19 protein-coding genes and 4 pseudogenes are annotated in these 21,982 nt (G+C 70.2%); 10 read left to right on the top strand and 13 right to left on the bottom strand.

Features of this window, described 5'->3' with window-relative positions; genetic code table 11:
- Nucleotides 1–5 precede the first annotated feature (5 nt).
- From ACIQ9G_RS09105 to ACIQ9G_RS09095, 3 genes are all read right to left on the bottom strand, one after another.
- A complete protein-coding gene (locus ACIQ9G_RS09105; protein ID WP_403607656.1) occupies nt 6–995 on the bottom strand; it encodes an aromatic acid exporter family protein in 990 nt (329 codons plus the stop codon).
- A gap of 15 nt (nt 996–1,010) precedes the next feature.
- A complete protein-coding gene (locus tag ACIQ9G_RS09100) occupies nt 1,011–2,945 on the bottom strand; it encodes an MFS transporter (protein ID WP_403607655.1) in 1,935 nt (644 codons plus the stop codon).
- A gap of 662 nt (nt 2,946–3,607) precedes the next feature.
- Nucleotides 3,608–4,240, bottom strand: coding sequence for an MBL fold metallo-hydrolase (locus tag ACIQ9G_RS09095; protein ID WP_403607654.1), 633 nt, complete (start codon nt 4,238–4,240; stop codon nt 3,608–3,610).
- A 494-nt stretch (nt 4,241–4,734) separates the two neighbouring features.
- Here ACIQ9G_RS09095 and ACIQ9G_RS09090 point away from each other — a divergent pair.
- The 3 genes and pseudogenes from ACIQ9G_RS09090 to ACIQ9G_RS09080 all read left to right on the top strand — a co-directional run bounded on the left by ACIQ9G_RS09090 (nt 4,735) and on the right by ACIQ9G_RS09080 (nt 7,612).
- A pseudogene (locus ACIQ9G_RS09090) lies at nt 4,735–5,981 on the top strand (erythromycin esterase family protein).
- Nucleotides 5,982–6,470: 489 nt separating this feature from the next.
- Nucleotides 6,471–6,896: a hypothetical protein gene (locus ACIQ9G_RS09085; protein WP_403607653.1), complete on the top strand. Its 426-nt coding sequence runs from the start codon at nt 6,471–6,473 to the stop codon at nt 6,894–6,896.
- 17 nt (nt 6,897–6,913) lie between these two features.
- Complete coding sequence (locus ACIQ9G_RS09080) at nt 6,914–7,612, top strand: HAD family hydrolase (protein WP_403607652.1); 699 nt, start codon at nt 6,914–6,916, stop codon at nt 7,610–7,612.
- Nucleotides 7,613–7,674: 62 nt separating this feature from the next.
- Here the strand turns inward: ACIQ9G_RS09080 and ACIQ9G_RS09075 are convergent, their stop codons facing one another.
- The 4 genes and pseudogenes from ACIQ9G_RS09075 to ACIQ9G_RS09060 form a co-directional block, all read right to left on the bottom strand.
- Complete coding sequence (locus ACIQ9G_RS09075; RefSeq protein WP_403607651.1) at nt 7,675–8,238, bottom strand: hypothetical protein; 564 nt, start codon at nt 8,236–8,238, stop codon at nt 7,675–7,677.
- A gap of 109 nt (nt 8,239–8,347) precedes the next feature.
- Complete coding sequence (locus tag ACIQ9G_RS09070; protein WP_403607650.1) at nt 8,348–8,833, bottom strand: Hsp20/alpha crystallin family protein; 486 nt, start codon at nt 8,831–8,833, stop codon at nt 8,348–8,350.
- 162 nt (nt 8,834–8,995) lie between these two features.
- Nucleotides 8,996–9,154 carry a hypothetical protein gene (locus ACIQ9G_RS09065; protein WP_403607969.1) on the bottom strand — a complete coding sequence of 53 codons (159 nt, stop codon included), beginning with the start codon at nt 9,152–9,154 and terminating at the stop codon, nt 8,996–8,998.
- A gap of 52 nt (nt 9,155–9,206) precedes the next feature.
- Nucleotides 9,207–9,371, bottom strand: a pseudogene (locus ACIQ9G_RS09060) (hypothetical protein); the annotation flags it as partial.
- Between the two features lie 80 nt (nt 9,372–9,451).
- On the opposite strand from ACIQ9G_RS09060, the gene ACIQ9G_RS09055 reads away from it, so the two are divergent.
- A complete protein-coding gene (locus tag ACIQ9G_RS09055) occupies nt 9,452–9,673 on the top strand; it encodes a hypothetical protein (RefSeq protein WP_403607649.1) in 222 nt (73 codons plus the stop codon).
- 104 nt (nt 9,674–9,777) lie between these two features.
- The gene (locus ACIQ9G_RS09050) at nt 9,778–10,140 is read left to right on the top strand and encodes a DUF2267 domain-containing protein (RefSeq protein WP_403607648.1); all 363 of its coding nucleotides are present in this window, start codon (nt 9,778–9,780) and stop codon (nt 10,138–10,140) included.
- A gap of 356 nt (nt 10,141–10,496) precedes the next feature.
- Here the strand turns inward: ACIQ9G_RS09050 and ACIQ9G_RS09045 are convergent, their stop codons facing one another.
- The 4 genes and pseudogenes from ACIQ9G_RS09045 to ACIQ9G_RS09030 form a co-directional block, all read right to left on the bottom strand.
- Nucleotides 10,497–10,964 (bottom strand): NAD(P)/FAD-dependent oxidoreductase, encoded by a 468-nt coding sequence (locus tag ACIQ9G_RS09045; protein WP_403607647.1) that lies wholly within the window; start codon nt 10,962–10,964, stop codon nt 10,497–10,499.
- A 292-nt stretch (nt 10,965–11,256) separates the two neighbouring features.
- Nucleotides 11,257–11,424: a hypothetical protein gene (locus tag ACIQ9G_RS09040; RefSeq protein ID WP_403607646.1), complete on the bottom strand. Its 168-nt coding sequence runs from the start codon at nt 11,422–11,424 to the stop codon at nt 11,257–11,259.
- Between the two features lie 55 nt (nt 11,425–11,479).
- A pseudogene (locus ACIQ9G_RS09035) lies at nt 11,480–11,539 on the bottom strand (hypothetical protein); the annotation flags it as partial.
- Nucleotides 11,540–11,634: 95 nt separating this feature from the next.
- Nucleotides 11,635–11,718 (bottom strand): annotated as a pseudogene (locus ACIQ9G_RS09030) (Hsp20/alpha crystallin family protein); the annotation flags it as partial.
- 926 nt (nt 11,719–12,644) lie between these two features.
- On the opposite strand from ACIQ9G_RS09030, the gene ACIQ9G_RS09025 reads away from it, so the two are divergent.
- Nucleotides 12,645–14,426 carry a PucR family transcriptional regulator gene (locus ACIQ9G_RS09025; protein ID WP_403607645.1) on the top strand — a complete coding sequence of 594 codons (1,782 nt, stop codon included), beginning with the start codon at nt 12,645–12,647 and terminating at the stop codon, nt 14,424–14,426.
- 1,108 nt (nt 14,427–15,534) lie between these two features.
- Here ACIQ9G_RS09025 and ACIQ9G_RS09020 read toward each other — a convergent pair.
- Nucleotides 15,535–16,959, bottom strand: coding sequence for an NAD-dependent succinate-semialdehyde dehydrogenase (locus ACIQ9G_RS09020; protein WP_403607644.1), 1,425 nt, complete (start codon nt 16,957–16,959; stop codon nt 15,535–15,537).
- A gap of 329 nt (nt 16,960–17,288) precedes the next feature.
- Between ACIQ9G_RS09020 and ACIQ9G_RS09015 the strand changes: the two genes are divergently transcribed.
- Complete coding sequence (locus ACIQ9G_RS09015; protein ID WP_403607643.1) at nt 17,289–17,669, top strand: DUF2267 domain-containing protein; 381 nt, start codon at nt 17,289–17,291, stop codon at nt 17,667–17,669.
- Between the two features lie 371 nt (nt 17,670–18,040).
- On the opposite strand, the gene ACIQ9G_RS09010 is transcribed toward ACIQ9G_RS09015, so the two are convergent.
- Complete coding sequence (locus ACIQ9G_RS09010; protein ID WP_403607642.1) at nt 18,041–18,931, bottom strand: LysR family transcriptional regulator; 891 nt, start codon at nt 18,929–18,931, stop codon at nt 18,041–18,043.
- A gap of 290 nt (nt 18,932–19,221) precedes the next feature.
- On the opposite strand from ACIQ9G_RS09010, the gene ACIQ9G_RS09005 reads away from it, so the two are divergent.
- The 3 genes from ACIQ9G_RS09005 to ACIQ9G_RS08995 all read left to right on the top strand — a co-directional run bounded on the left by ACIQ9G_RS09005 (nt 19,222) and on the right by ACIQ9G_RS08995 (nt 21,982).
- Nucleotides 19,222–20,409, top strand: a complete 1,188-nt coding sequence (locus tag ACIQ9G_RS09005; protein ID WP_403607641.1) for an MFS transporter — start codon at nt 19,222–19,224, stop codon at nt 20,407–20,409.
- Between the two features lie 102 nt (nt 20,410–20,511).
- Complete coding sequence (locus ACIQ9G_RS09000) at nt 20,512–21,357, top strand: aldo/keto reductase (RefSeq protein ID WP_403607640.1); 846 nt, start codon at nt 20,512–20,514, stop codon at nt 21,355–21,357.
- A gap of 13 nt (nt 21,358–21,370) precedes the next feature.
- Complete coding sequence (locus ACIQ9G_RS08995; RefSeq protein WP_403607639.1) at nt 21,371–21,982, top strand: NADPH-dependent FMN reductase; 612 nt, start codon at nt 21,371–21,373, stop codon at nt 21,980–21,982.

Below are 21,982 nucleotides of genomic sequence, written 5' to 3'. Positions count from 1 at the left end.
TTCTTTCATCGTCCGGAGCGGCCGAACGACCAGCCCCTGCTCGATCCACGCGACAGCCCCACCACCCCCGCAGTTCGCGGACCGCAGCGAACGCAGCAGACCTCCCGGGGTGGTCCGGTCGCGTCGGCGCCGGGCTCCCGGGCGGTCCTCGGTGTGCGAGACGCGCAGGCGTCTGGCGATGTCCGGTCGTTCCTGAGTCGTAGGTCGGCGAAGGTCCGGCAAACGGAGCGCAGGCCGACGGCGCGGTGCTCCATGGCGTCCAGACCGCTGCGCAGGACCAGCCTGGTGCCGGATGCCGGACGTCCCCGCGGATTCAGGCGCAGGCTCTCCTCGGCCCTGACCAGGGCCGCGTCCACATCGGCAGTCTGGTGATCCAGTCGCCGCGCCTCCTCCAGCCACGCCGTCCCATGGCGGGCGGAGGCGCCGTGCACCAGTTCGTCGCCGATCCGCAGGAGCACCAGCAGCCGCAGCCGTGCCGCGAGGTCCCTGCTCCCCTCGCCGGCATGCCCCCCGTAGACGGGCGGGGCCACGACCGGGTTGAGCGGGACGCCCACGGTCACGCCTATCAGGGTTTCGATGACGCGCTCGAGCGCCTCGGTCCGCTGCCCGCCCACGCCGAGGACGAGCATGTCCGTGACGGCGACCTCCTCCCCCCAGGGGGCCAGATGCAGCAGGTGGCCGAGAGGGAGGCAGACCAGGACGAGCAGTCCGAGGCTCCACCAGGTCAGTCCCACGGCGTCCGCGAAGCCGACGGCGATCAGCACGCCGGCGACCACGCTGGCGATGCGCCGGATGCCGAGGGTCAAGGTCGCGTACAGCGTGACCTGCACGACGAGCAAGGCTGTCAGCGGAGCCAGCAGGGGCTGCCCATTGCCGGACAGCCACAGACCGGCGAGGTAGGCGAGGACCGCGGCGGCGGTCGGCCAGCGTCCGGACGACGACGGGTTCCTGCGCCGCCTGACCAGGTCCACCACCGGGGCCGGGGAAGTGAGCACGGTACCGGCCAGAGCTCACGCGCTGCGGTTCCGGTGGGGGCCGGATGCTCCGCCCGGCTTGCCGGGCCGGTCCGGCGGCGCGTAACGGTCGTCCGGCAGGTGGCGGACGCGGGACTCCCCGACGGCCTCCCGCAAGGCCCCTGCGAAGCGCCCGGGTCCCCACGACCGGCCATGGACGGCCTGCTCGAGCCCTTCGCGCGTGGCGGGCCCGCTCTCTTCGAGGGCCCGGACCAGTTCTTCGATCTCCTCGTCGAGGCGCTGCTCGGCCATGGCGGAGGTGCGGCTCGCGGCGCCTGTGGTTCCGACCATCCCCGGCGAGTAGAAGGAACTGCCCGCGCCGACGCCCGGACGGTACCGCCGCGCCCCGGTGCCTTCTCGCGCCCGGCGGCCAGCCGTGCGGTCGGCGATCCGCTGGTCCCGCTCGCGCGCGGCCTGCCGTATGTCCGCGGGGCGGAGGCGGCCCCGTTCGTCCTGGGGCGCCCACTCGCCCCGCCAGGCCGCGTCGGCTTCCTCGGCGGTCAGCGGCCTGGCGATGTTCTCCAGGGACTGCTGTTCGGCCTTCACTCCGAAGGCGACCTCGGCCAGCCCGCCGAGGGCCATGGCCGCCGCTCCGATGAAGAAGCCGGTGGCCACGAGGGTGGTGTCGCCGCTGTGAATGAAGTGCCCGAACAGCAGCGGCCCGGTGATGCCGCCCACGGCGGTGCCGACGGCGAAGAACAGGGAGATGGACAGGGCTCGGGTCTCCATGGGGAAGACCTCGCTGACGGTCAGGTAGGCGGAGCCCGCTCCGGCGGACGCGACGAAGAAGGTCAACGAGACCAGAAGGAAGAACGACCAGGCCGTCAGCGAGCCGTTGACCAGCAGGACGGCGAGGACCACCGCCACGGCGGCCGAGCCGAAGTAGGTGCCCGCGATCATCGGCTTGCGGCCCACGGTGTCGAACAGCCGACCGAGCAACAGCGGGCCGAGGAAGTTGGCGATCGCGAAGATGGTGAGGAAGTACGGCACCGAGCTGGAGCCCACGCCGAAGAACCCGCTCAGGAGCGTGCCCAGGTCGAAGACGATCGCATTGTACAGGAAGGCCTGGCCGACGAAGAGGGCAAGGCCGAGCAGGGCGCGTCGCGGGTACCGCTGCAGGGCCACTCGGGCGATCTCGGTAAACGGGATCACGTCACGTTGCCGGACGGTGACGGCCTCGGCCGGCTCGGGCAGGTCCTGACCGGTCTCCCGGCGTACCTCGTCCTCGATCTGGTCGACAATGCGTTCGGCCTGGTCCTCGTGACCGTGGATGAACAGCCAGCGTGGGCTCTCCGGTACATGGCGGCGGACCATCATGATGCCGAGACCGAGGATGCCGCCGAGGCCGAAGGCCAGCCGCCAGCCGAGGCCGGCCGGGAGCAGGTTCTCGTCGAGGAGCACCAGGGCGGCCAGGCTGCCGAGGGCGGCCCCCACCCAGTAGCTGCCGTTGATGGCCAGATCCACCTGCCCCCGGACGCGGGCGGGGATCAGCTCGTCGATGGCCGAGTTGATCGCCGCGTACTCCCCGCCGATGCCCATGCCGGTGAAGAACCGGGCGAGATAGAGGTACCAGGCGTCGTGGGCGAAGGCAGTCGCGACCGTGGCGAGGATGTAGATGCCGAGCGTCAGCATGAACAGCTTCTTGCGCCCGTAGCGGTCGGTGAGCCGGCCGAAGAGCAGGGCACCGACGCATGCGCCCGCCACGTAGATCGCGGCGGCCGTGCCGATGTCGGCGCTGGTGAGGTGGATGCCGCTGTTCGGTTCGGTCATGCGTGAGGCGACCGCGCCGACGATGGTCACTTCGAGACCGTCGAGAATCCAGACGGTGCCGAGGCCGATGACGATCCGCCGGTGGAACCGGGACCACGGCAGCCGGTCGAGGCGGGCGGGGACCTTCGTGGTGATGACACGGAGTTCGGAGGTGGAGGTCATGCCGCCGCCCCTTCCGCCTCGGGACACGGCCGATGCGCCGTACGGGCGAGGGACCGGGCTCGCGCCCCGTGTCCGGCGTAACGTCCCTCCTTGTGCTGCGCTGCCGTCTTGTCGGACACCGGTTCCGCTTCCGGAGCGAGGGCGCCACCATGCTGTGGCGCTGCGAGCGCGGTTGCGGGGCGCATGGCAGCAAGCGGTATCCGAGCGCCGAGGACGCGGAGCGTTATACGCGGGCGTTCGACCACGAGGACGCCGAGGACTTCGGGCGACGGGCACCGTTGGTGGGGCTCTTCCCCGTGCGCCTGTGGCGTGGCGTGCGGCTGGCACGAGCCAGGAGAGCAGGTTCGGCCCCCGATAACAGACCCCCGGCGCCTTGAGACGTTGTCCTGCGCAAAGGCATTCATGGCGTCACCTCGATCTCTGGTCAAACGATGCACGGGGTGACGGGGATCTACCATTTAATGGCATTTTGTGCGGCTCGGTGGGCATTCCGCTGCCGATATCTCCCTTCGTCTGTCCAGTACAAGAGGCGAAGTCGCCACAGTGGCGCTGCGCTCGGCCGGTCCGCAGATCTTTGCCGGTGGTCAGCAAACGAATCGAGGATCTGTTGCTCGGATACGAGCCAGCCCCCGGCGTTGCGGGAACTCCGGCGGCGCCCCGGTTCAAAGGCCCCGTTCCACCCACTCGTCGACGTGCTGCCCCGCTTGGCCGACGGTCGTGACATCGCCATGCCCGGGGCAGACCACGGTGTCCGCCGGCAGGGAGATCAACCGCTCACGGATCGAGTTGATCATCCTCGGGAAATCGGAGCCCTCCCGCCCGGCCATACCCGGACCGTCGGACAGCAGCGTGTCACCGGTGAAGACGGTGTGCAGCACCCGGTCGTACAGGCTGACGGAGCCCGGCGTGTGCCCGGGTGTGTGACGTACCCTCAGTTCCGTTCCCGCGACATCGATCTCCCGGCCGTCGGTCAGGTCGTCGTCAGGGGTGCGGTCCGGGTAGATGTCGTGCCACAGCCTGAGGTCGTCGCGGTGCAGCAGGATGGGTGCCCCGGTCAGGTCGGACAGCTCCACGGCCGCATCGACGTGGCCGCTGTGCGCGTGCGTGCACACGATCCCGACCAGGCGGCGGTCGCCGACCGCCTCGGCGATGAGATCGGGCTCGTGGGCGGCGTCGATCACGAGGACCTGTTCGTCGTCGCCGACGATCCACACGTTGTTCTCCAGTCGCACAGGGACGCCGTGTGCCCCGGTCACGCTGCTTACCGTCAGCAGGCGTTCGACGTGGGCGGCCATCGGGACGTCACCGCCGGGAGCCGGCCGCCATGGCGCACCATGCGGGTGATCGGATCGCGTACCTGCGGTTTCATGGGACGCCCCCTTCCCGGCGAAGCCCTCTACGCCAGTGGACCTCGCAGGGCGCGGCGCGGCAAGTCCGGCACGCCCTGGAGGGGCCGCTGTACGGCGACGGCTGACGCGGAACCCTTGCCGACGACGTGGTCTGCGCCACCACCCCGTCGCCGTTCTTCGTCGTCGGCGCGTCCTACTGGGACTTCCGCCAGATCACGGACGAGGAGGTGCGGGGGCTGCTGCGCCGGGCGGCGAGCAGGCCCGCGGAGCCGGCCGGGGAGGGGGCGAGCGAGGTCGCTCTCATCAGCGCCGAGGCGTTCCCTGTCGAGGACGGCGTGCCCAGCGACGAGGCACTGTTCGACCTGGTGGGCAACGCGCACTTCGTGCTGATCGGCGAGGCCTCACACGGCTCGCACGAGTTCTACCAGGCGCGCGCCCGCATGACGCAGCGGCTGATCGAGGAGAAGGACTTCTGCGCGGTCGCGGCCGAGGCCGACTGGCCCGACTCCTACCGGGTCAACCGCTACGTCCAGGACCGCAGCGACGACGTCACGGCCGAGGAGTCACTGCGCGGCTTTCGGCGGTTCCCCACCTGGATGTGGCGGAACACTGCGGTGCTGGACTTTGTGGGATGGCTGCGGGAACACAACGACCGGGTCTCCGGCGGCGAGCGGCCGAAAGCGGGCTTCTACGGTCTCGACCTGTACAGCCTGTACCGCTCGATCGAGGAAGTCATCGGCTACCTGGACCGCGTCGATCCCGAGGCGGCGAAGCAGGCCCGCGAGCGCTACGCCTGCTTCGATCACTACAACACCGACGGCGACGCCCGGGCCTGGGGGTTCGAGGCCGCCTTCGGAGCGGGCGAGACCTGCGAGCGGCAGGTCGTGGACCAACTCGTCGAGCTGGAGCGCCATGCGCTGCAATACGCACGACGAGACGGACTGCTCGCCGAGGACGACCAGTTCTATGCCCAACAGAACGCGCGCTCGGTCAAGAACGCGGCCGAGTGCTACCGGACGATGTTCGGCGGGCAGGTGTCGTCCTGGAATCTGCGTGAACGCCACATGGTCGAGACCCTGGAGGCGCTCGCCGAGCATCTCAGCCACCAGCGGAGCAGCCCCGCCAGGATCGTCGTGTGGGAGCACAACTCCCACCTAGGGATGCCCGGGGCACGGAAGCCGCGCTCCGCGGCGAGCTCAACGTCGGCCAGTTGGTGCGGCAGGCGCACCCTGATGACTGCTGCCTGCTGGGCTTCACCACCTACACCGGCACGGTGACAGCCGCGGACGACTGGGGAGGACCGGTCATGCGCAAGGCGGTGCGCCCGGCACTCGTCGACAGCGTCGAGGATATGTTCCACCAGGTCGGCGAGAAGGAGTTTCTGCTTCCGTTCAACCGGACGCCCCTGGCCGCCGACACGCTGCCCAAGGCGCGCCTTGAGCGGGCGATCGGCGTCATCTACCGGCCGGAGACCGAGCGGCAGAGCCACTACTTCCGCGCGCGCATTTCGGACCAGTTCGACGGCGTCATCCACATCGATGGGACCCGGGCCGTCGAACCCCTGGAGCGCACGGCCGAGTGGCAGGGAGGCGAGGTCCCCGAGACCTACCCGTTCGCCGTATACAGCTGCCGCCGCCTTACGAGGCACCGGAGCCGCCCGCCCCGTGCCAGAGGCCCTGCACCCTGAACCACACTCCGGGGCTGAACACGGACTCCACTGCCGCGGGCAGTCCGACCGGCAGCCGGACGACCCTCAGAGCTCCGCTGGGGTGCAGGTCGTAGGCGTAACTGAGTTCGTTCACCACATCTTCGTAGGGGGCCTTCGGCAACGGCGGCTTCCTCGGACTGGGACCATGCTGGTCCGCCGCAACGTTCCGGAGAGCCCTCGTTGGCTGTTCATCCATGGGCGGGAGAAGGAAGCCGAGGAGATCGTGGACCGCATCGAGTCGGAGGTGCTAGCCCGGGAAGGGATCGAACTGCCGCCGTCCAGCGGGTACCTCACCGGACGGCAGCGGGCGTCGATCCGGTTCCGGGAGATCGCTCGGGTGGCGGCACAGCGCCATCCGCGCCGGGCGCTGCTGGGCCTGGCCCTCTTCGGGGTGGCCTCTGGCGCGGTGCCGCGCTCCATGCTGCTCCTCGCGATTAGCAACTCCTCGGTCCGCTGCTGCTCGGGCGATTGTTCGACACGTTCGGGCGCAAGCCGACGATCACGGCGACGTACTTCAGCTCGGCGGTCATCGCGATCGTGCTGGACGTGGTGACCATGACCTCAGCTCTGTCCGCGTGCGAGTGGGCCGGTGCCCGCCGGTACCGGCCAGGTCCCGGCGGTCCGCCGTACTCCCCGGGGGTGGCCGGCACCGGTGGTCCGACCAGCCGCACCGCCGTCATGGCCGACCGGTCGCACAACGAGGAGATCGACGAGGTGGCGGCGGCACTCGAACGGTACGGGCCGCTAGGCCGGCAGGCGCTTGAACAGGCCGTCAGGGGGCGCGCCCGGGGCCCTGGCCGCTTCCGCACCGCCCTGAAGGACACGGTCGAGGAGTCCCGGGCACAGCGGCTGTCCTCCGGTGCCCATACCCCGCCGGCCCGGGCCGGCCGCTGACGGGAGGGATGTGGAAGATGTCCGACGGTACGGCCACCCGGCCCGCGGCGTTCGTCTTCGACCTGGACGGGACACTCGTCGACAGCGTCTACCAGCACGTCATCGCCTGGCAGCAGGCCTTGAGCGAGATGGGCATCGGCCTGGCGATCTGGCGGATCCACCGGAGGATCGGGATGAGCGGTGGCCTGCTCGTGCAGGCCATGATGCGCGAGACCGGCGTACGGCTGACGTCGAGGGAGGCCGATGAACTGCAGAACGCCCATCACCGCCACTTCGAAGGCTGGACGAACGCCATCCGGCCGCTGCCCGGAGCCACGGAGCTTCTCCGGGCGCTGACGGACTGCGGCGTCCCCTGGACGATCGCCACCAGCGCCCGCCGGGACGACGCCGCACCCATGTTCGCCAGACTCGCCGTGCCGCCTGACGTGCCGACGGTCACCCGCGAGGAAGTCAGCCGCGCCAAACCCGACCCCGATCTGTTCCTGGCGGGCGCGGCGCGGCTCGGAATCCCCGCTCGCGACTGTGTCGTCGTCGGAGACAGTGTGTGGGACCTGCTGGCTGCGCGGCGGGCGGAGGCACTCGGAGTGGGGCTGCTGTCCGGAGGATACGGGCAGGACGAACTGGAGCGGGCCCAGGCGTTCCGGGTCTACGCCGACCCCCTCGACCTGCTGGGGCACATCGACGAACTCGGCGTCCGGGACGCGCACGGCGCCTGAGCGCGACGCATCCGTCCCCGAGCGGGCCGGCGCCCGGGGACGGATGAGGATGGCGGCACCGCTCAGGAGGACGGTACGGTTCCGCCGCCGGCCTCGCTGGTTCTGACGCGGACCACCACGTCTGCCGCCTCTTCCAGGCTGTGGTCCAGGTTGTTGAGGAACCGCTCGTCGTCGGTGCGGATGCCCCGGAGCATGTCGGCGTCGAGGCTGTCGCCGATCTCATCGGCGACACGCTCTGCCGCGCGGGCGGCCGCCGCCGCCTTGGCCGCGACGGCGAACTCCTCCTCGATGTCCTTCAGGAGGCGTTTCGGAGTGTGGCCATCGTGCCCGGTCCGCACGGCCGACGGCAGCCCCGACATCAGCCGCCACAGCACGCGGCTGGTGCTCACGGCCTGACCGCCCAGGGTGATGAAGGCCTCGGACAACGGTCCTCGGGCGGTAAGCTGCTGCAGGCGGCGATTGAGCTCGTGGATGTGGTCATCGACCTCCTGGATGTGATCCTCCAGGGTCTGCCGGTGGTCCCTCGCGGGTTCGGCGGCCAGATCCGCCCGCAACTGGCCGACGACCGCCTCCTCGGCATCGCGGACGTCGCGCAGCAGCGGGATGACCGCTTCGGTGACTGCCATCAGAACTCCTCACAGGGCGATGGACAAAGGCGGCCGGAGGGCTTGCCTGGGTGCGCGGGAGCAGCGGGCTCACGCTCGCCGCCCCGCCCGGCCTGGGGGGGGCCGGAGGTCAGTCGCCCTTCTTGATCTCCACATGCCGGGCCTTCGCCGGCTGGGCCTTGGGCACGGTCAGCGAGAGCACGCCGTCGGACAGCGCGGCGGTCACGTCCTCGGCCCGCACGTCACCGGGCAGCACCACCCGGAACTCGAAGCGTCCGGTGCGCCGGGTCCGGTGCCGCATGACGCCTTCGCGCTCGCGCTCCTTGATCTCACCGGAGATCGCCAGTTCCCGGTCGTTGATCTCTACGTCGATGTCCTCGCTCCTGGCGCCGGGCAGGTCGAGTTCGATCACATACGCGTCGTCCGTCTCGGAGATGTCGGCCTGCGGGATCCAGGGCATCTCTGCCGGCGTGGCGCCGGGCCCCACGGTCGACTCCAGCAGCCGTCCCATCCGGTTGAACAGATCGTCAAACTCGGCGAGAGGGTTGCGTGTCCACGCGGTGCCCCCGGGCTCCGCCAGGGCGCCGACTCGCTGTCGGCGTGCGGGTAGCGTCATCAGAACTCATCTCCATGAGTTACATATTCGGCATTACGGATATATCGGTGTACCCGGCGGGAGGTTGCTTACACGCCTCCGGCCGGGAAGTCGGGCGGCGGCGCGTGTGTTCGATTTGCTGTCCATGGGGCGTTCCGGTGTCCGCATGCCGTGCGGGGCGGATCAGGACTGGTCGAGTTCGTCCTGGACCGGCGGCTTGGGGACCTCACGCAGGTGCTGCGAGTGGCCGGGGCGGCCGCCGCGCCGGGACTGCTCCGCGCGCTGCGCCGTACTCAGGTCCAGGTCGGATGCCGGGTCGACGCACCGACCTGGCCACCTCATCCCGGTTGCCGTACTCGTCCGGGGGAATGGCGCGCAGCGCCTTGACCACTTCCCCGGGCGCTCCGGCATTCTCGGCGGCCTGGAACAGTTCCTCGGTGCCCGCAGGGAAGTCGACGTCCTGCAGCGCGTCCAGCACGTCCCGTACGCTTGTGGAAGAGATATCTCCTTCCCAGTTCCTGTCCCGGGGCACTTCGTACTCGTGCCCTGCCTGTGGCATTCCCGGCAAAACCGGCTGCTGGCGATGTCGAAGCATTCCGGCGAACCCTGTGCCCGACGCCCGAATCCAGGGGAGTTCACATGCCCGGCGATATCGAACGTGCCGCCCTGCGCGCCGCGGCTCAGGCCGCCGAGCAGATCCTGGCGAACGCCGCCGAGCGGGCCGAGCAGGCCGAGCGGCAATACCCGCAGGACCCGTACGCCCAGCGCGTCGCCGAGGTCGGGATGCTCACCGGTGCGTTGAGGGTCCTGCTGGACGCGGTGCGCCCCTTTATCGAGGAAGGTGATGAGGGCGGGCAGTGACCGGCGCTTTCGGCACCGGCGGCGAGGTCCGCGTCGGCATTTCGATCGCCGTTTGGGGCGGTGCATGCGCGGTACCTGTGATGGGTTGCAGGATTGGAGGCGCCATGGACAGCGACGAGTTCATCCGGCTCGTCAGCCGGCGGGCCCACGTGCCCGAGGAGCAGGCTCGGGAGCTGACCCAGGCGACGATGCTGACGCTGGCCGAGCGGATCACCGGCGGCGAGGCCAGGCACTTGGCCGGCGTCCTGCCCGCCGAGATCGCCCCGCCCCTGGTCCCACCGGAGGATGTCGCCCAGAAATTCGGCGTTGCCGAGTTCGTCCGGCGAGTGAGTGAGCGTGCGGGCGCCGATGAGGCCGCGGCGCGCAGGGGCGTTGCTGCGGTTTTCATGACTCTGGGAGAGGCCGTCCCCGACACGGAGTTCCAGGATGTGATGTCGCAACTGCCGAACGAGTTCCAGAACATCTAGCGTCGGACATCCCGGCGCCCGAATACGGCTGCGCGCATGCCATGAGAATCGCTCGCAAGCGCTTGTTTGACATCCACCTGGCCGGTGGGAGGCTGGAAGAAGCGGTTGCGCGGCATGTGTGCTGTCCGGTGCCGCATTTGAGGGCCCGGCGGACCTGGCTGGCTTTTGGTCCGTGGCCGGCTTTTGGCCATGCTTGTCAGGTGTTATGACGGGGAGTCCATCGAATCCCAGCCAGTGCCTCGCCGACCGGGGAGCTCACCCGGCACCAGCCGCTCAACGATCCCCACACCCGCAGACTACCGAACACGCCACATGAGTCAGCTTATTGGGCCCGGACTTCCGTGTCCGCACCGAAGTCATTGCCCCGGACGAGGATGTGGACCCTGGACGCGTGGGCGCAGGAACAGCGCCGCCTGCCCGGCGGAGTTCCCGCCGCCGACCACGGCGACCGGATCCGCCCGGCAGAGACTGGCCTCGTGGACCGTCGCCGCGTAGTAGACGCTGATGCCCTCCAGGCGGTCGATTCCGGGCACCGCGAGCCTGCGGGTAGCACACGCCCGAGCCGAGCACCACGGCGCCGCCCGGATCCGGGACCCGTCTGTGAAGGTGACCTCGTACTCGTCGTCCTGCGGGGTGAGCCCGCTGACCTGGGCCGGCACCATGAGGTGGGCGTCGAACTTGTGGGCCTGGAGCACCGCGCGTTCGATGAGCTCGCCCCCGGAGACGCCCGAGGGGAAGCCAAGGTAGGTCTCGATGCGGGACGAGGTACCGGCCTGGCCTCCGGCTGTCACCGGGTCGACGGTCACCGAGGTCAGGCTCGCCAAGGATCGCCAGGGACTCCTGGAACCGCTCGCCCTCGCGGTACAGCACCTCGCCCTCGGTGATCCTGCGGCTCTCACCGTGCCCGGTCAGGTCCTGGAGCTGCTCAGGTGTCAGACGCGGGAACGCCCCGCACCGGTCCGGTGTCCCGCGGATCGCACCATGCCGGTGCTCGGCCGTGCTCATCAGACCAGCGCCTCGTGGACGTAGCACCAGCGCCAGTCCTCTCCTGGCTGGAAGGACTGCACGACAGGGTGACCTGTGCTTCCCGCGTGCCGCCTGGCGTGGGGTGGCTGCTCAGCCACGCGCCACGATGGTTTCCTCCATTCCCGTGTCGAACCGGACCAGGGTCAGCACGGACGTCGCCCGAAACCGCTGCGCGAACGCCGGCGGGATGCCGCCGTCGACCGCGTAGGGAAATTCGTCCCGGACGCGCTGGAGGAATTCCTCGCCGCTCAGCCTCACTGGTGTCTCGGACGGCTTTCCATCCGTCGTAGTAGACGGCGCGGATCAGGGTCGGAAGCTGGGCCCCGAAGTGCGTGGCCCCGTCGACGGAGAGCCGGTCCCGTAGCCCGTGCAGGACGGCGCGCAGTGCGGCGTACGACTGCTTCCGGCCACACCGGCCGACATATCCGCTGCGACCTTCTCGGCGTCCACCCCTGCGGGCAGTCTCAGCCGGTACTCGAAGGCACCGGTCCGGCGGGTGCCATGGCGCAGGACGCCCTTGCGCTCCTTTTCCTTGATCTCTCCGGTGACCACCAGGTCCTGTCCGTTGGCCTCGACGTCGATGTCCTTGCTCTTGACACCAGGGAGTCAGATCTCGAGCTCGAAGGCGTCGTCGGTCTGTGTGACGTCCGCGAGTGGGGGTCCACGCGGCTGCGGACGCGGCGCCGCCCACCGTGGACTCGAGCAATCCGCTCATCTGAGTGAGCAGTTCGTCGAATTCAGTCAGCGGATTGCGGGCCCAACGGAGGCGCCGCTCCGTTGTTCCGCCACTGCGGTGGCTCCGCAGGGGCATGGCCATCGCCCTTCCTCTCCGTCTTCTCATGGGTTCGCGGCAGGCCGCCTTCTTCACCCGGCGCGGCGGACCGGCCGGGCGAAGGTGCCTGCTTCGGTAGAGGAGCTCACGGTTCGCACCTGGGAACATGCAGTTCTGTTCTGCGCTTCCGGGGGGCTTCCAGGGTGGTCCATCGTGTTCACCCTCCTGCAGTGGTTTGCCAGCCGCCACCGCCTGCTCGGCCCACGAACGCAGGACGTGCGCGGGTGCCGCGCCGGCCTTGCCAGCGAGCGTCTCGCCCTGGTCCAAACGACGAGGAGGGTCGGCACCGCCTGCACCTCGAAGCCGCCGACCGACCCGTGGATTTTGACGTCGACCTTGACGGGTTTGATCCGTCCGGCGAGGTCGCGGGCGACCTGTCCGAGGGCGCGGGGATGACCATGCGGCAGGGCCGCATTAGGTGGCCCACGCAGGGGTTCCCTACCGGTGCACACGGAGAGTCTCGAGCCCTCCCCAGGGTGACGAACCGGGTGGCTCCACGCCTGCGTCCGGCGAGTCAGGAATGCACAGGTCCGGTCGCCCCACGAGTACGAGAGAAAGGATGCACACATCTCGGGTAAGCCGGCTCGTGAGCGGGTACGCGATTGCCGCTCGGTTCTCTGAAGGCTTCGAGGGACGGAGTGGTCCCATGGTCGGCAATCGGGCGCACAGCCTGTACCACCGCGGCTCCGACCGGGAAGGCCGCCTTCCGCGGGAGAGCGCCGGGCGGTATCCCACGGCCGCGCGCGGAGGGCCCCGCCCGCCCGCTCGCACCCCAGCCGACCCTGCCCTCCACGAACTGGTCGCGCTCTCCCGCGCCCTGTTCGGCACTCCGGACGAAGTCGAGATCCTGCGCCTGGCCATGGACCACATAGCCGCTGCGGGGCCATACAGTGCCGAGGCCGGATACCTCAATGTGGGCGGCGACCTACTCCCCAGCCCGAGGAACGGGCAGACGCACGCCTTGGCCGTGGGCCGGAGGGTGCGGGAGCTGGCCGGGCAGGACGGCCCTGTGACCGTACCGGGAAGACCCTGGGGCCGGGCCCTGGGGTTGCGCGGGCTTGAGGGACTCCACGGCTACCTCGTGGTGACGTCCCACTCCCGGCCCACCGCGGTCGAGCGATCCCTGCTCGCCACGCTCGTCCGGCACACCGCCGCTGCGCTGTCGGTCGCTTTCGCACACCGCCGCCAACGCGAGGACGCGCTGGAGCTGCGCCGGCTGGGGGAGGAACGCACCGCCCTCCAGCGGCAGCTGATCTCCGTAAGGGCGGAGCTGGGGTACCAGCGGGCTGTTCACGCGCTCATGGCCGATGTCGCTGCCTCGGGCGGCGGCGAGGAAGCCATCACCCGCGCACTGCACGGGCTCACTGGACTTCCTGCGCTGGTCGAGGACCGCTTCGGCCGGCTGAGGTCCTGGACCGGCCCCAGCCGCCCCGTCCCCTATCCCGAACCGGACCCAGTGCGCCAGGACGAAATGCTGCACGCCGTCGCCCGTCAGGCCGGGCCGGTACGGATAAGGGACCGGCTGATCACCCTGATCCGCCCGCACGGCGAGATCCTGGGCGTGCTGGCCCTGGTCGATACCTGGGACGAGGCCGACGAGCACACCGTGCTCGCGCTGGAACACGCTGCCGCGTCACTCGCCCCGGAGCTTACGCACCTGCGCAATCTGGCCGAAGTGGAGCTGAGGCTGCACCGCGAGCTGGTAGACGACCTCTTGGCAGGGACGGACGAGGCGAGCGCCTACGCCCGGTCCGAGGCAGTCGGACACGACCTGCACCGCAGCCACTACGTCGTCGTGGTGCAGTGGTCGAACCGGACCGCCGACGATTCCTTCGCACAGACCGTGGGGCGGGCGGCCTCTGCCGTGGGCATGCGCTCGCTGCTGACCCGACGCTCCGACCACGTCGTCCTGGTCACCGACGACAGGCCGCACGCCCGCGCGCTGTACGAGGCACTCGCCCGGGAGACCGGGACACGGTCCGGAATGATCGGGGTGAGCGACCCGTGCGACTCCCTGGACGACATCCCCCACGGCTACCAGGAGGCGCAGCGCGCCCTGGAAGTGCGCCGCCACTCCCGCGAGCGCTACGGCACGGCGTTCTTCGACGAGCTCGGCCTCTACCGCATCCTGGGACCCGGCAACGACTACCGGGAACTGGAGACATTCGTCCACGAGTGGCTCGGGCAACTCATCGACTACGACTCCCAACACCACGCGGCCATGGTGGAGACCCTGTCCCGGTACTTCGACTGCGGCGGCAACTACGACGAGACCGCAGAATCCCTCGCGATCCACCGCAGCACGCTGCGCTATCGGCTCCAGCGCATCCGCGACATCAGCGGCAACGACCTCGCGAACGTCGAGGACCGGCTCAACCTCCAGGTGGCGACCCGAGTGTGGAAGATCGTGCTGGGCGGGCCCGGCTGACGCCTCGCTGGAACTCCTGTGGGAGTGGTGTCAGCAGTGCTGCAGTGGGTGGGCCGGGCGGCGGAGGAGCATCTGGGCCGCCCTGCGGATGCCGGGACGGCCGGCGACCTGGGTTCGAGCAGCCGGGTGCCGGCTGCGGAGTCCTGGATACCGGCCGCGGTGACCAGCACCGCCGGGAGGAGGCCGATAGGTTGGTCACGACGCCTCGCTGGCGGCCCACGATCTTCGTACCCGCATCCGTGCTCTGGCTGGCGGAGGGAACACTGGTGGAGGTCTCCAAGTCCGTGCTCGGGCGGCAGGCTGAGGTCCAGGCGTGGCCGCGGCGCTCGAAGCCCCAGCCTGCAAGGACCGGGCTCATGTGTCGGCCTTCTTGATGCGTCTCCAGCAGACAAGGATGCAGGCGACGGTGATGAAGGCGTCGTGGACTTCGGTTGCGCCGCTCCCAGCGGACAGCGGGACGACCAGGACGCGAGCCAACCGCACCAGCCCGGCCTTGGCCAGAGTCCCGTTGCGCGCCCGTGAGGGCGTTCGGCGAGCACCGACGATTCGCCATATCTGCACCAGGGATACCGTCCACCATCGATGCGGGCATCGGTGCGCACTGCACTGCGGTGGTGTGGACCGCTGCCGCGCGGCACGCACCAGGCGCCCACGGTGGCGCGGTACTGGTGCGCACCGGCCTGGTGATGCACCGCGAGAGCCCGCTCCAGATACTCGGGAGGACGTTTTCGGCGAACCGGATGATGGTGTTGACGATGCCCCGGATTGTGCTGGGGACCGTGTCCACTCCTCAGCCGCTTGAAGCGCAGCCCCTCCACCCCGGCCGCCGTCCACGCCAGCCAATCCCGCGTCAACGTGAAGGGCGCCGGCAGGCCGCGGTCCGCGAACGACGCCTCCAGCGCCGCCCGACGCCGCGCGTACGGCCAGCCGGTCAGGTCGTCGCCTCGGTGGACCAGGTCGAAGGCCACGAAGTGCGCCGGCCACTCCCGCGATGCCTGGGGGGAGTCGTCCCGCGTCCGGCGAGCCGCTGCTGTAGCCGCTCGAACGCAGCCTGTCCTGCTCCCACCCCCCAGCTCGCCATGGAGAGCGTGGTCGACCGGCTCGTAGGTCAGCCCAGCACTTCTTCGATCGGGGCGTCGGCGTCCACGTAGCGCACGAGCTTGCGGTTCGCGAATTCCACGATGCCCACGTCGCCGAGTTCGCGCCCGTAGCCGGAGCGCTTGATGCCGCCGAAGGGCAGCTCCGGTCGGGACGCGGTCGGGTGGTTGATCCATACCATGCCCGCCTCCAGCCGGTCCGCGACTGCGCGAGCACGTTCCGGGTCGGCGGCGAAGACCGCGCCTCCCAGGCCGTAGGGGGAGGTGTTGGCCAGTGCCACGGCCTCGTCCTCGTCGGCGGCCCGGTAGACCGTGGCGACGGGGCCGAAGAGTTCTTCCCGGTAGGCCCGCATGTCCGGTGTGACGTCGGTGAGAAGGGTCGGCTCGACGAAGGCGCCCGGCAGGTCGGGCCGCCCGCCGCCCAGCACCACCGTGGCTCCCTTGTCCACCGCGTCACGAACCTGCTCCATCAGGAGTTCGGCCGCGGCCTCGGAGGACAGCGGGCCGAGCGTGGTGGCGGGGTCGGCCGGATCTCCCGGTTGCACCTCGCTCATCCGGTCACGCAGCCCGGTGACGAAGGCGTCGTAGACGTCGGCAAGGGCGATGAAGCGCTTGGCCGCCACGCAGCACTGCCCGGTGTTGCCCATCCGGCCGAGGAACGCGGCGTACACGGTGCGCTCGAGGTTGTGATCGTCCAGCACGACGAAGGGATCACTGCCACCCAGCTCGAGGACGGACTTTTTGACATTGCGGCCGGCGATCTCGCCCAGGCTCATGCCCGCCCGCTCGCTTCCGGTCAGTGACGCTCCCTGCACTCGGGAGTCATCGATGATCTTCCCGACGTCTCTGCCCCGCACGAAAAGATTGGTGTAGACCCCGGTCGGCACACCCGCCTCCGTGAACAGCTGCTCGAGTGCCAGTGCGGACTGGGGGCAGCTACTCGCGTGCTTGAGCAGGATCGTGTTGCCGAGAACGAGGTTCGGACCCGCGAATCGGACGACCTGGTACAGCGGAAAGTTCCACGGCATCACACCGAGAAGGACGCCGAGCGGCTCGTTCACCAGCACGGCCGTGCCCTCGGGCACCGGCAGGGGTCGCTCTTCCAGCAGCTCGGGGCCGTGCTCGCCGTAGTAGGTGAGGATGTCGGACGCGAGGTCGACCTCCGCACGGCTCGAGTTGATCAGCTTGCCGACCTCAAGGGTCAGGAGGTGCGCCAGTTCCTCCTTGCGCTCCCTCATGAGCCGGCCGGCGCGTTGGACGACGGCCCCTCGGTCGGCCGTCGACCGGGCACGCCAGTTCGGAAAGCTACGGTGGGCCGCGTCGATCGCACGCCCCATCTCCTCCGCGCTCAGCGCCGGGAACTCACGAACCCTTTCACCGGTGTACGGGTTGACCGTGGCGATGGGGCTTCCCTGGGCAGTGACATGGGCGTCCATGACGCCTCCCTGGAGTCGGGGCACCTCGGGTTTCCACGCCGGGACCTGCTCACACCTGCTGATTCGTCTCATGCAGTGGGACCTATGGGCCTCACCGAGGGCGGCAACCTCGTCTGGTCCCTCATCGCCATCATGGGGGGCGCTATGAGTGCAATACGACGAGCTCGACCCGGCCGACGAGGCCCTGCACACCACGGTGCACGGAGGCGTCAAGCTGTGGGTGGTCGTGGTCACCGCCGTCCGTGGGCGGGCGCGGGCCGGGTCGGCGTGGCAGGCTTGCAGGGGATCCGCGCCGTTCGTCGCAACACGGCAGCGAAGGAGGACGACGCATGGATGAGCAGGAATTCGTCCGTACCGTGGCCGAGCGCACCGGACTGAGCCGGCAGGAGGCGGCGGACCTGACCTGGGCCACGCTCGAGACGCTGGCCCACAGACTGAGCGCTGGGGAGGCCAGGGACCTGATCACCGAGCTCCCCGAGGGCCTCGCGGAGGCGGTACGCCGGGGAACCACGGACCGCATCGAGCGCTTCGGCCACCACGACAGCGTGCGGCGCGTGGCCGAACGCACCATGCTCAAGGTGGAGGAGGCCGACCGAGGCGTGCGAACCGTACTGACCGTGCTCCGGGAGGCGATCAGCGAGAAGGAGTTCAACGACCTGATGTCGCAGCTCGGCAAGGACTTCTCCCAGGCCCTCGAATCCGCCGGGTGACCCCAGGGCCTTCGGCACGGCGGCCGTGTCACGGCGCCAGCGGCCCGGACGTGCGCGTGCGCCGAGGCACGGCGGGTGACACCCGCGGACAGATGGCCGGTCCTTCGCGGCCGCCGTGTCGCTAGGCGCACACGAAAGTGTGGTCATGGTGCGTGCCGTGCTGTGGGCCGACCCCGGTCTGCCGTCGGAGATCGGCGACTACCTCTTCCTGGTCCGGTTCATCACCGCCATCGCGATGATCGGCGGGCCTTAGGCACCAGCCTCGTAGGGGACGAGAAGGTGTCCGACGCCGCCTATGGACGACGGCAAGCGGATGCTGCGGCAGATGTCGCGGCCGCAGCGAGGCGGACGCAGGGGGCCGGACACCATCGTCACAGGGCGATGACATGGAGGTCGACCAGGTCGAGCAGCGCCCGCAGAGCCGAGCTGGGCCGCCGGGTCGACGACGTGCCGAGATGCATGCTCCAGCGGAGCATGGTGTCGTATACGTCCAGGACGTGCAGGCCGGGGGTGCGGGCAACGGCGAACGCGGGCAGGAAGGCGATGCCCAGACCGTGCCGGACCAGTGCCGCCCCCATGTCGATGTCGGGCACTTCCAGTGCCACCCTGCGTACGACGCCCGCCGCCGCGAACGCCCGGTCGACCACCTCACGGTTGCCGTAGCCCGGCGGGAAGTCCACGAAGGGCTCCCCCGCGAGGTCCTCAAGTGCCACCTCCCCCCGCTGCGCGAGCGGATGGGCGGCGCTCGCCACCAGGACGAGGGGCACGGTGGCCAGCTCCCGTGCATCGATCCCGGCAGGCTTGCGCTCGGGCAGCGACAGGAAGGCCACGTCCAGGTCCCCGCTGAGCAGCGCGTGCGCCAGTCCCGCCGAGCCGGTCGTCGCCAGCCGCAGCCGGACGTCGATCGCCGGATGCCGCGCGTGCAGCTGCCCGAGGAGCGCAGGCAGGTCCACCACCTCGACCGAGGCCATGGCGCCCACGTTCACCGTGCCGCGCAGCGTGTCCTGTGCGGCACGCACGGCGTCCTGGGCCGCCTGGGCGGCGTGCAGGGTGGCCCGAGCGTCCGGCAGCAGCGCCGCGCCCGCCCCGGTGAGCCGGACCTGCTGCGACGTGCGCTCGAACAGCGCGCAGCCGAGCTCGCGCTCCAGGGAGCGGATCGCGGCGGACACCCCGGACTGCACCACGTGCAGCCGACGGGCGGCACGCGTGAAACTCAGCTCCTCGGCGACCGCGATGAAGTGCTCCAGCTGACGTAGCTCCACAGGAGAAGTATCACTCGCATTGCTCGAGCCCAGCAAAAACATTCGTTGGCACTGATCCTCGCTGGTGAGGAGGATGGAAAGCGCCATCCAATTCCACCCGAGGAGGGGTACCCCTGCCTGCCGTTCCGACGCCGCTGAGCCGTCCCACAGCCGACGCTCCCGGCGACCCGACCCACCGGATCCCAGCACCCGCTCCCGCCGACCTGCCGTCCCGTGCCCCCGCCGACCTGCCGCCCCGTGCCCCCGCCGGGCGCCGTGCCGCGCACGCGACCGGCTTTTGGTTCGTGGCGGTGGCCTTCACCGTACTGATGGCCTTCGGCACCGCGCCGACCCCGCTGTGGCCGCTGTACGAGGCCCGGGACCACTTCGGCGCGACCACGGTCACGGTGGCGTACGCCTCGATGGTCGTGGGCGCAGCGGCCGCCTTCCTCGGACTGGGCCACCTGTCGGACCGGCTCGGCCGGCGGCGCATCATCGTCCCGGCGCTGCTGGTCGGCCTCGTCGCGTCGGTCGTACTGATCGTGTGGCAGGACCTGCCGGGGCTGATCACGGGCAGGATCCTGAACGGTGTCGGACTGGGGCTGATGGCCTCGACCGCGACGACGTACCTGCACGACCTCCACCACGAGGCCCGTCCGGAACGGACGGGTTCGGTGCTGCCCGGCATCGTGGCCACCGCCGCCAACCTCGGCGGCCTGGCCTCGGGGCCCCTGGTCGCCGGAGCCGCCGCCGAGTGGCTTCCCGCGCCCCTGATCACCACCCAGGCGTTCTTCACGCTCGCCATGGCAGTGTGCCTGGCGCTGGTACTGTCCACCCCGGAGACCGTGGACCTGGAGCTGCCCGCGGCCGAACCGCCCCGCAGGTTCGTCCTGCGCCCCGGCGGCCGGCGGACGTTCGGCGCGGCCGGCGCGTTGGGCGCCTTCGCCTTCGCGATCCTCGGCCTGATCTCCTCCCTAGGGGCGAGCGTCCTCCACGGCACCCTGCACACCGACTCGCACCTCGTGGTCGGCCTGGCGGCCTTCCTCATGTTCGGTTCCGCGGCGGCCGCCCAGCTGGTGCTGGGCCGCCTCCCACTGCCCCGGGTCCTGACCGTGGGGGCAGTGGTCTTCCCGGTCGGCCTGGTCCTGTGCGCCGTCGCCCTCTACCACCCGGCGCTCTGGCTCTACCTGGTCGCCGTGTCCCTGTCGGGAGCCGGCTCCGGGCTGCTGTTCAAGGGAGGCGTCGAACGTGCCGTTTCAGTGGCCGAGCCCGCCTCACGCGCGGGAGTCCTCGCCGTGTTCTTCGTCGTCGCGTACCTCGGAATGGGCCTGCCGTCCGTCCTGTTCAGCATCGCCCTGCGGCACTTCGCCGTGCAGACCGCGATGATCGGCTTCGCGGCGGTCCTCTCCTGCGGCGCCGTTGTGGCGGTCGCCGTCGCGTTGCGCGACCGCGCACCCCGTCCCGGCGAGCTCTCGGCGCAGTCCGCTCGCCCCTCCTGACCTCCCTGCGACGTATCCGGCACCGGTTGTCTGGGAGGCGCGGACCTGGGCACTCGGTGCGGGTGCGCGTGACACGGATCCGCGGCAGACAGGAGGCCCGAGATGTCTGCGGAATCGGCCAGAACGATCGCGCTCCCCTCCGGCGAGGAGATCGCGGCACTCGGGCAGGGCACCTGGTACCTGGGCGAGGATCCGACCCGGCGTGAACAGGAGATCGCCGCGCTGCGGCTGGGCATGGACCTGGGCATGACCGTCGTCGACACGGCGGAGATGTACGGCGCCGGCGCAGCCGAGGAGCTCGTCGGAGAGGCCATCCGGGGACGCCGGGAGGAGGTCTTCCTCGTCAGCAAGGTGCTGCCCGGCCACGCCGACCGGAAGGGCACCGTCGCCGCCTGCGAGGGCAGCCTGCGGCGGCTCCGTACGGAACGGCTGGACCTGTACCTGCTGCACTGGCGGGGACGGTGGCCACTGGAGGAGACCCTTGCTGGATTCACCGACCTGATGGAGGCGGAGAAGATCCGTTACTGGGGCGTAAGCAATCTGGACGTCGCCGACATGGTCGAGCTGACCACCCTCCCCGGCGGCGACGCCGTGGCCGTCGACCAGGTGCTGTACAACCTCTCCCGGCGCGGCATCGAGTGGGATCTGCTCCCCTGGTGCCGCGAGGCCGGGGTGACGGTCATGGCCTACTCCCCCATCGAGCAGGGGCGGCTCCTGAAGGTCGAGGCAGTGGGTGCCGTGGCCCGGGCCCTCGGAGCCACGCCGACCCAGGTGGCACTCGCCTGGGTGCTGGAACAGGGGGTGGTCGCGATCCCGCGTTCCGGATCACCCGACCACGTTCGGGAGAACCGCGGCGCGGTGGACCTCCACCTTCCCACCGAGGCGCTCGACGCCCTCGACGAGGCGTTCCCGCCGCCCAGCCGGCCCACGCCTCTGGAGATGCTCTGAAGGAGTTGAGAGGATGGCGCGCCCCCCGCTCGTCGTCGGAATGGGGGGTTCGCTGCGCACCCCGTCGACCAGCCTCACCGCACTGTGTGCGGCGGTCGAGGGGGCCGCCGAGGCGGGCGCCGACACCCAGGTGATCGACCTCAAGCGGCTGGATCTTCCGTTCTACACGTCCGAGCACGGGATCCCTCCGTCCGCCCGCCGGCTTGCGCACACCGTTCAGGCCGCCGACGCCCTGCTGTGGAGCAGCCCGACATACCACGGGTCGGTCAGCGGCGCGTTCAAGAACGCGGTGGACTGGCTCGCCCTCCTGGCCGACCACGACCCGCCCTACCTGAGCAACAAACCCGTGGGGATGCTGACGACCGCCGGTGGAGTGCAGGGCCTGCAGGCGATCAACGCGATGGAGTTCATCGTCCGGTCGCTGCGCGGCTGGGCCGTGCCGCTGGTGTTCGCGGTCCCGCGGTCCTCCCGGGTCTTCGACGGCGACGGACGCCTCACCGACCAGGCGGTCGCGGACCAATTGCGCGGCCTCGGCGCGGAGGTGACCAGGGCGGCCCTGCAGTTCCGCGCGGAGGGCACGTGCGACTATGCGCAGGAGCGGCCGTCCGGGGCCGTCCGGGACTGA

The organism is Streptomyces sp. NPDC096152 (assembly GCF_044763235.1).
Taxonomy (GTDB): domain Bacteria; phylum Actinomycetota; class Actinomycetes; order Streptomycetales; family Streptomycetaceae; genus Streptomyces.
This window is presented reverse-complemented; position numbering and strand designations above follow the sequence as displayed.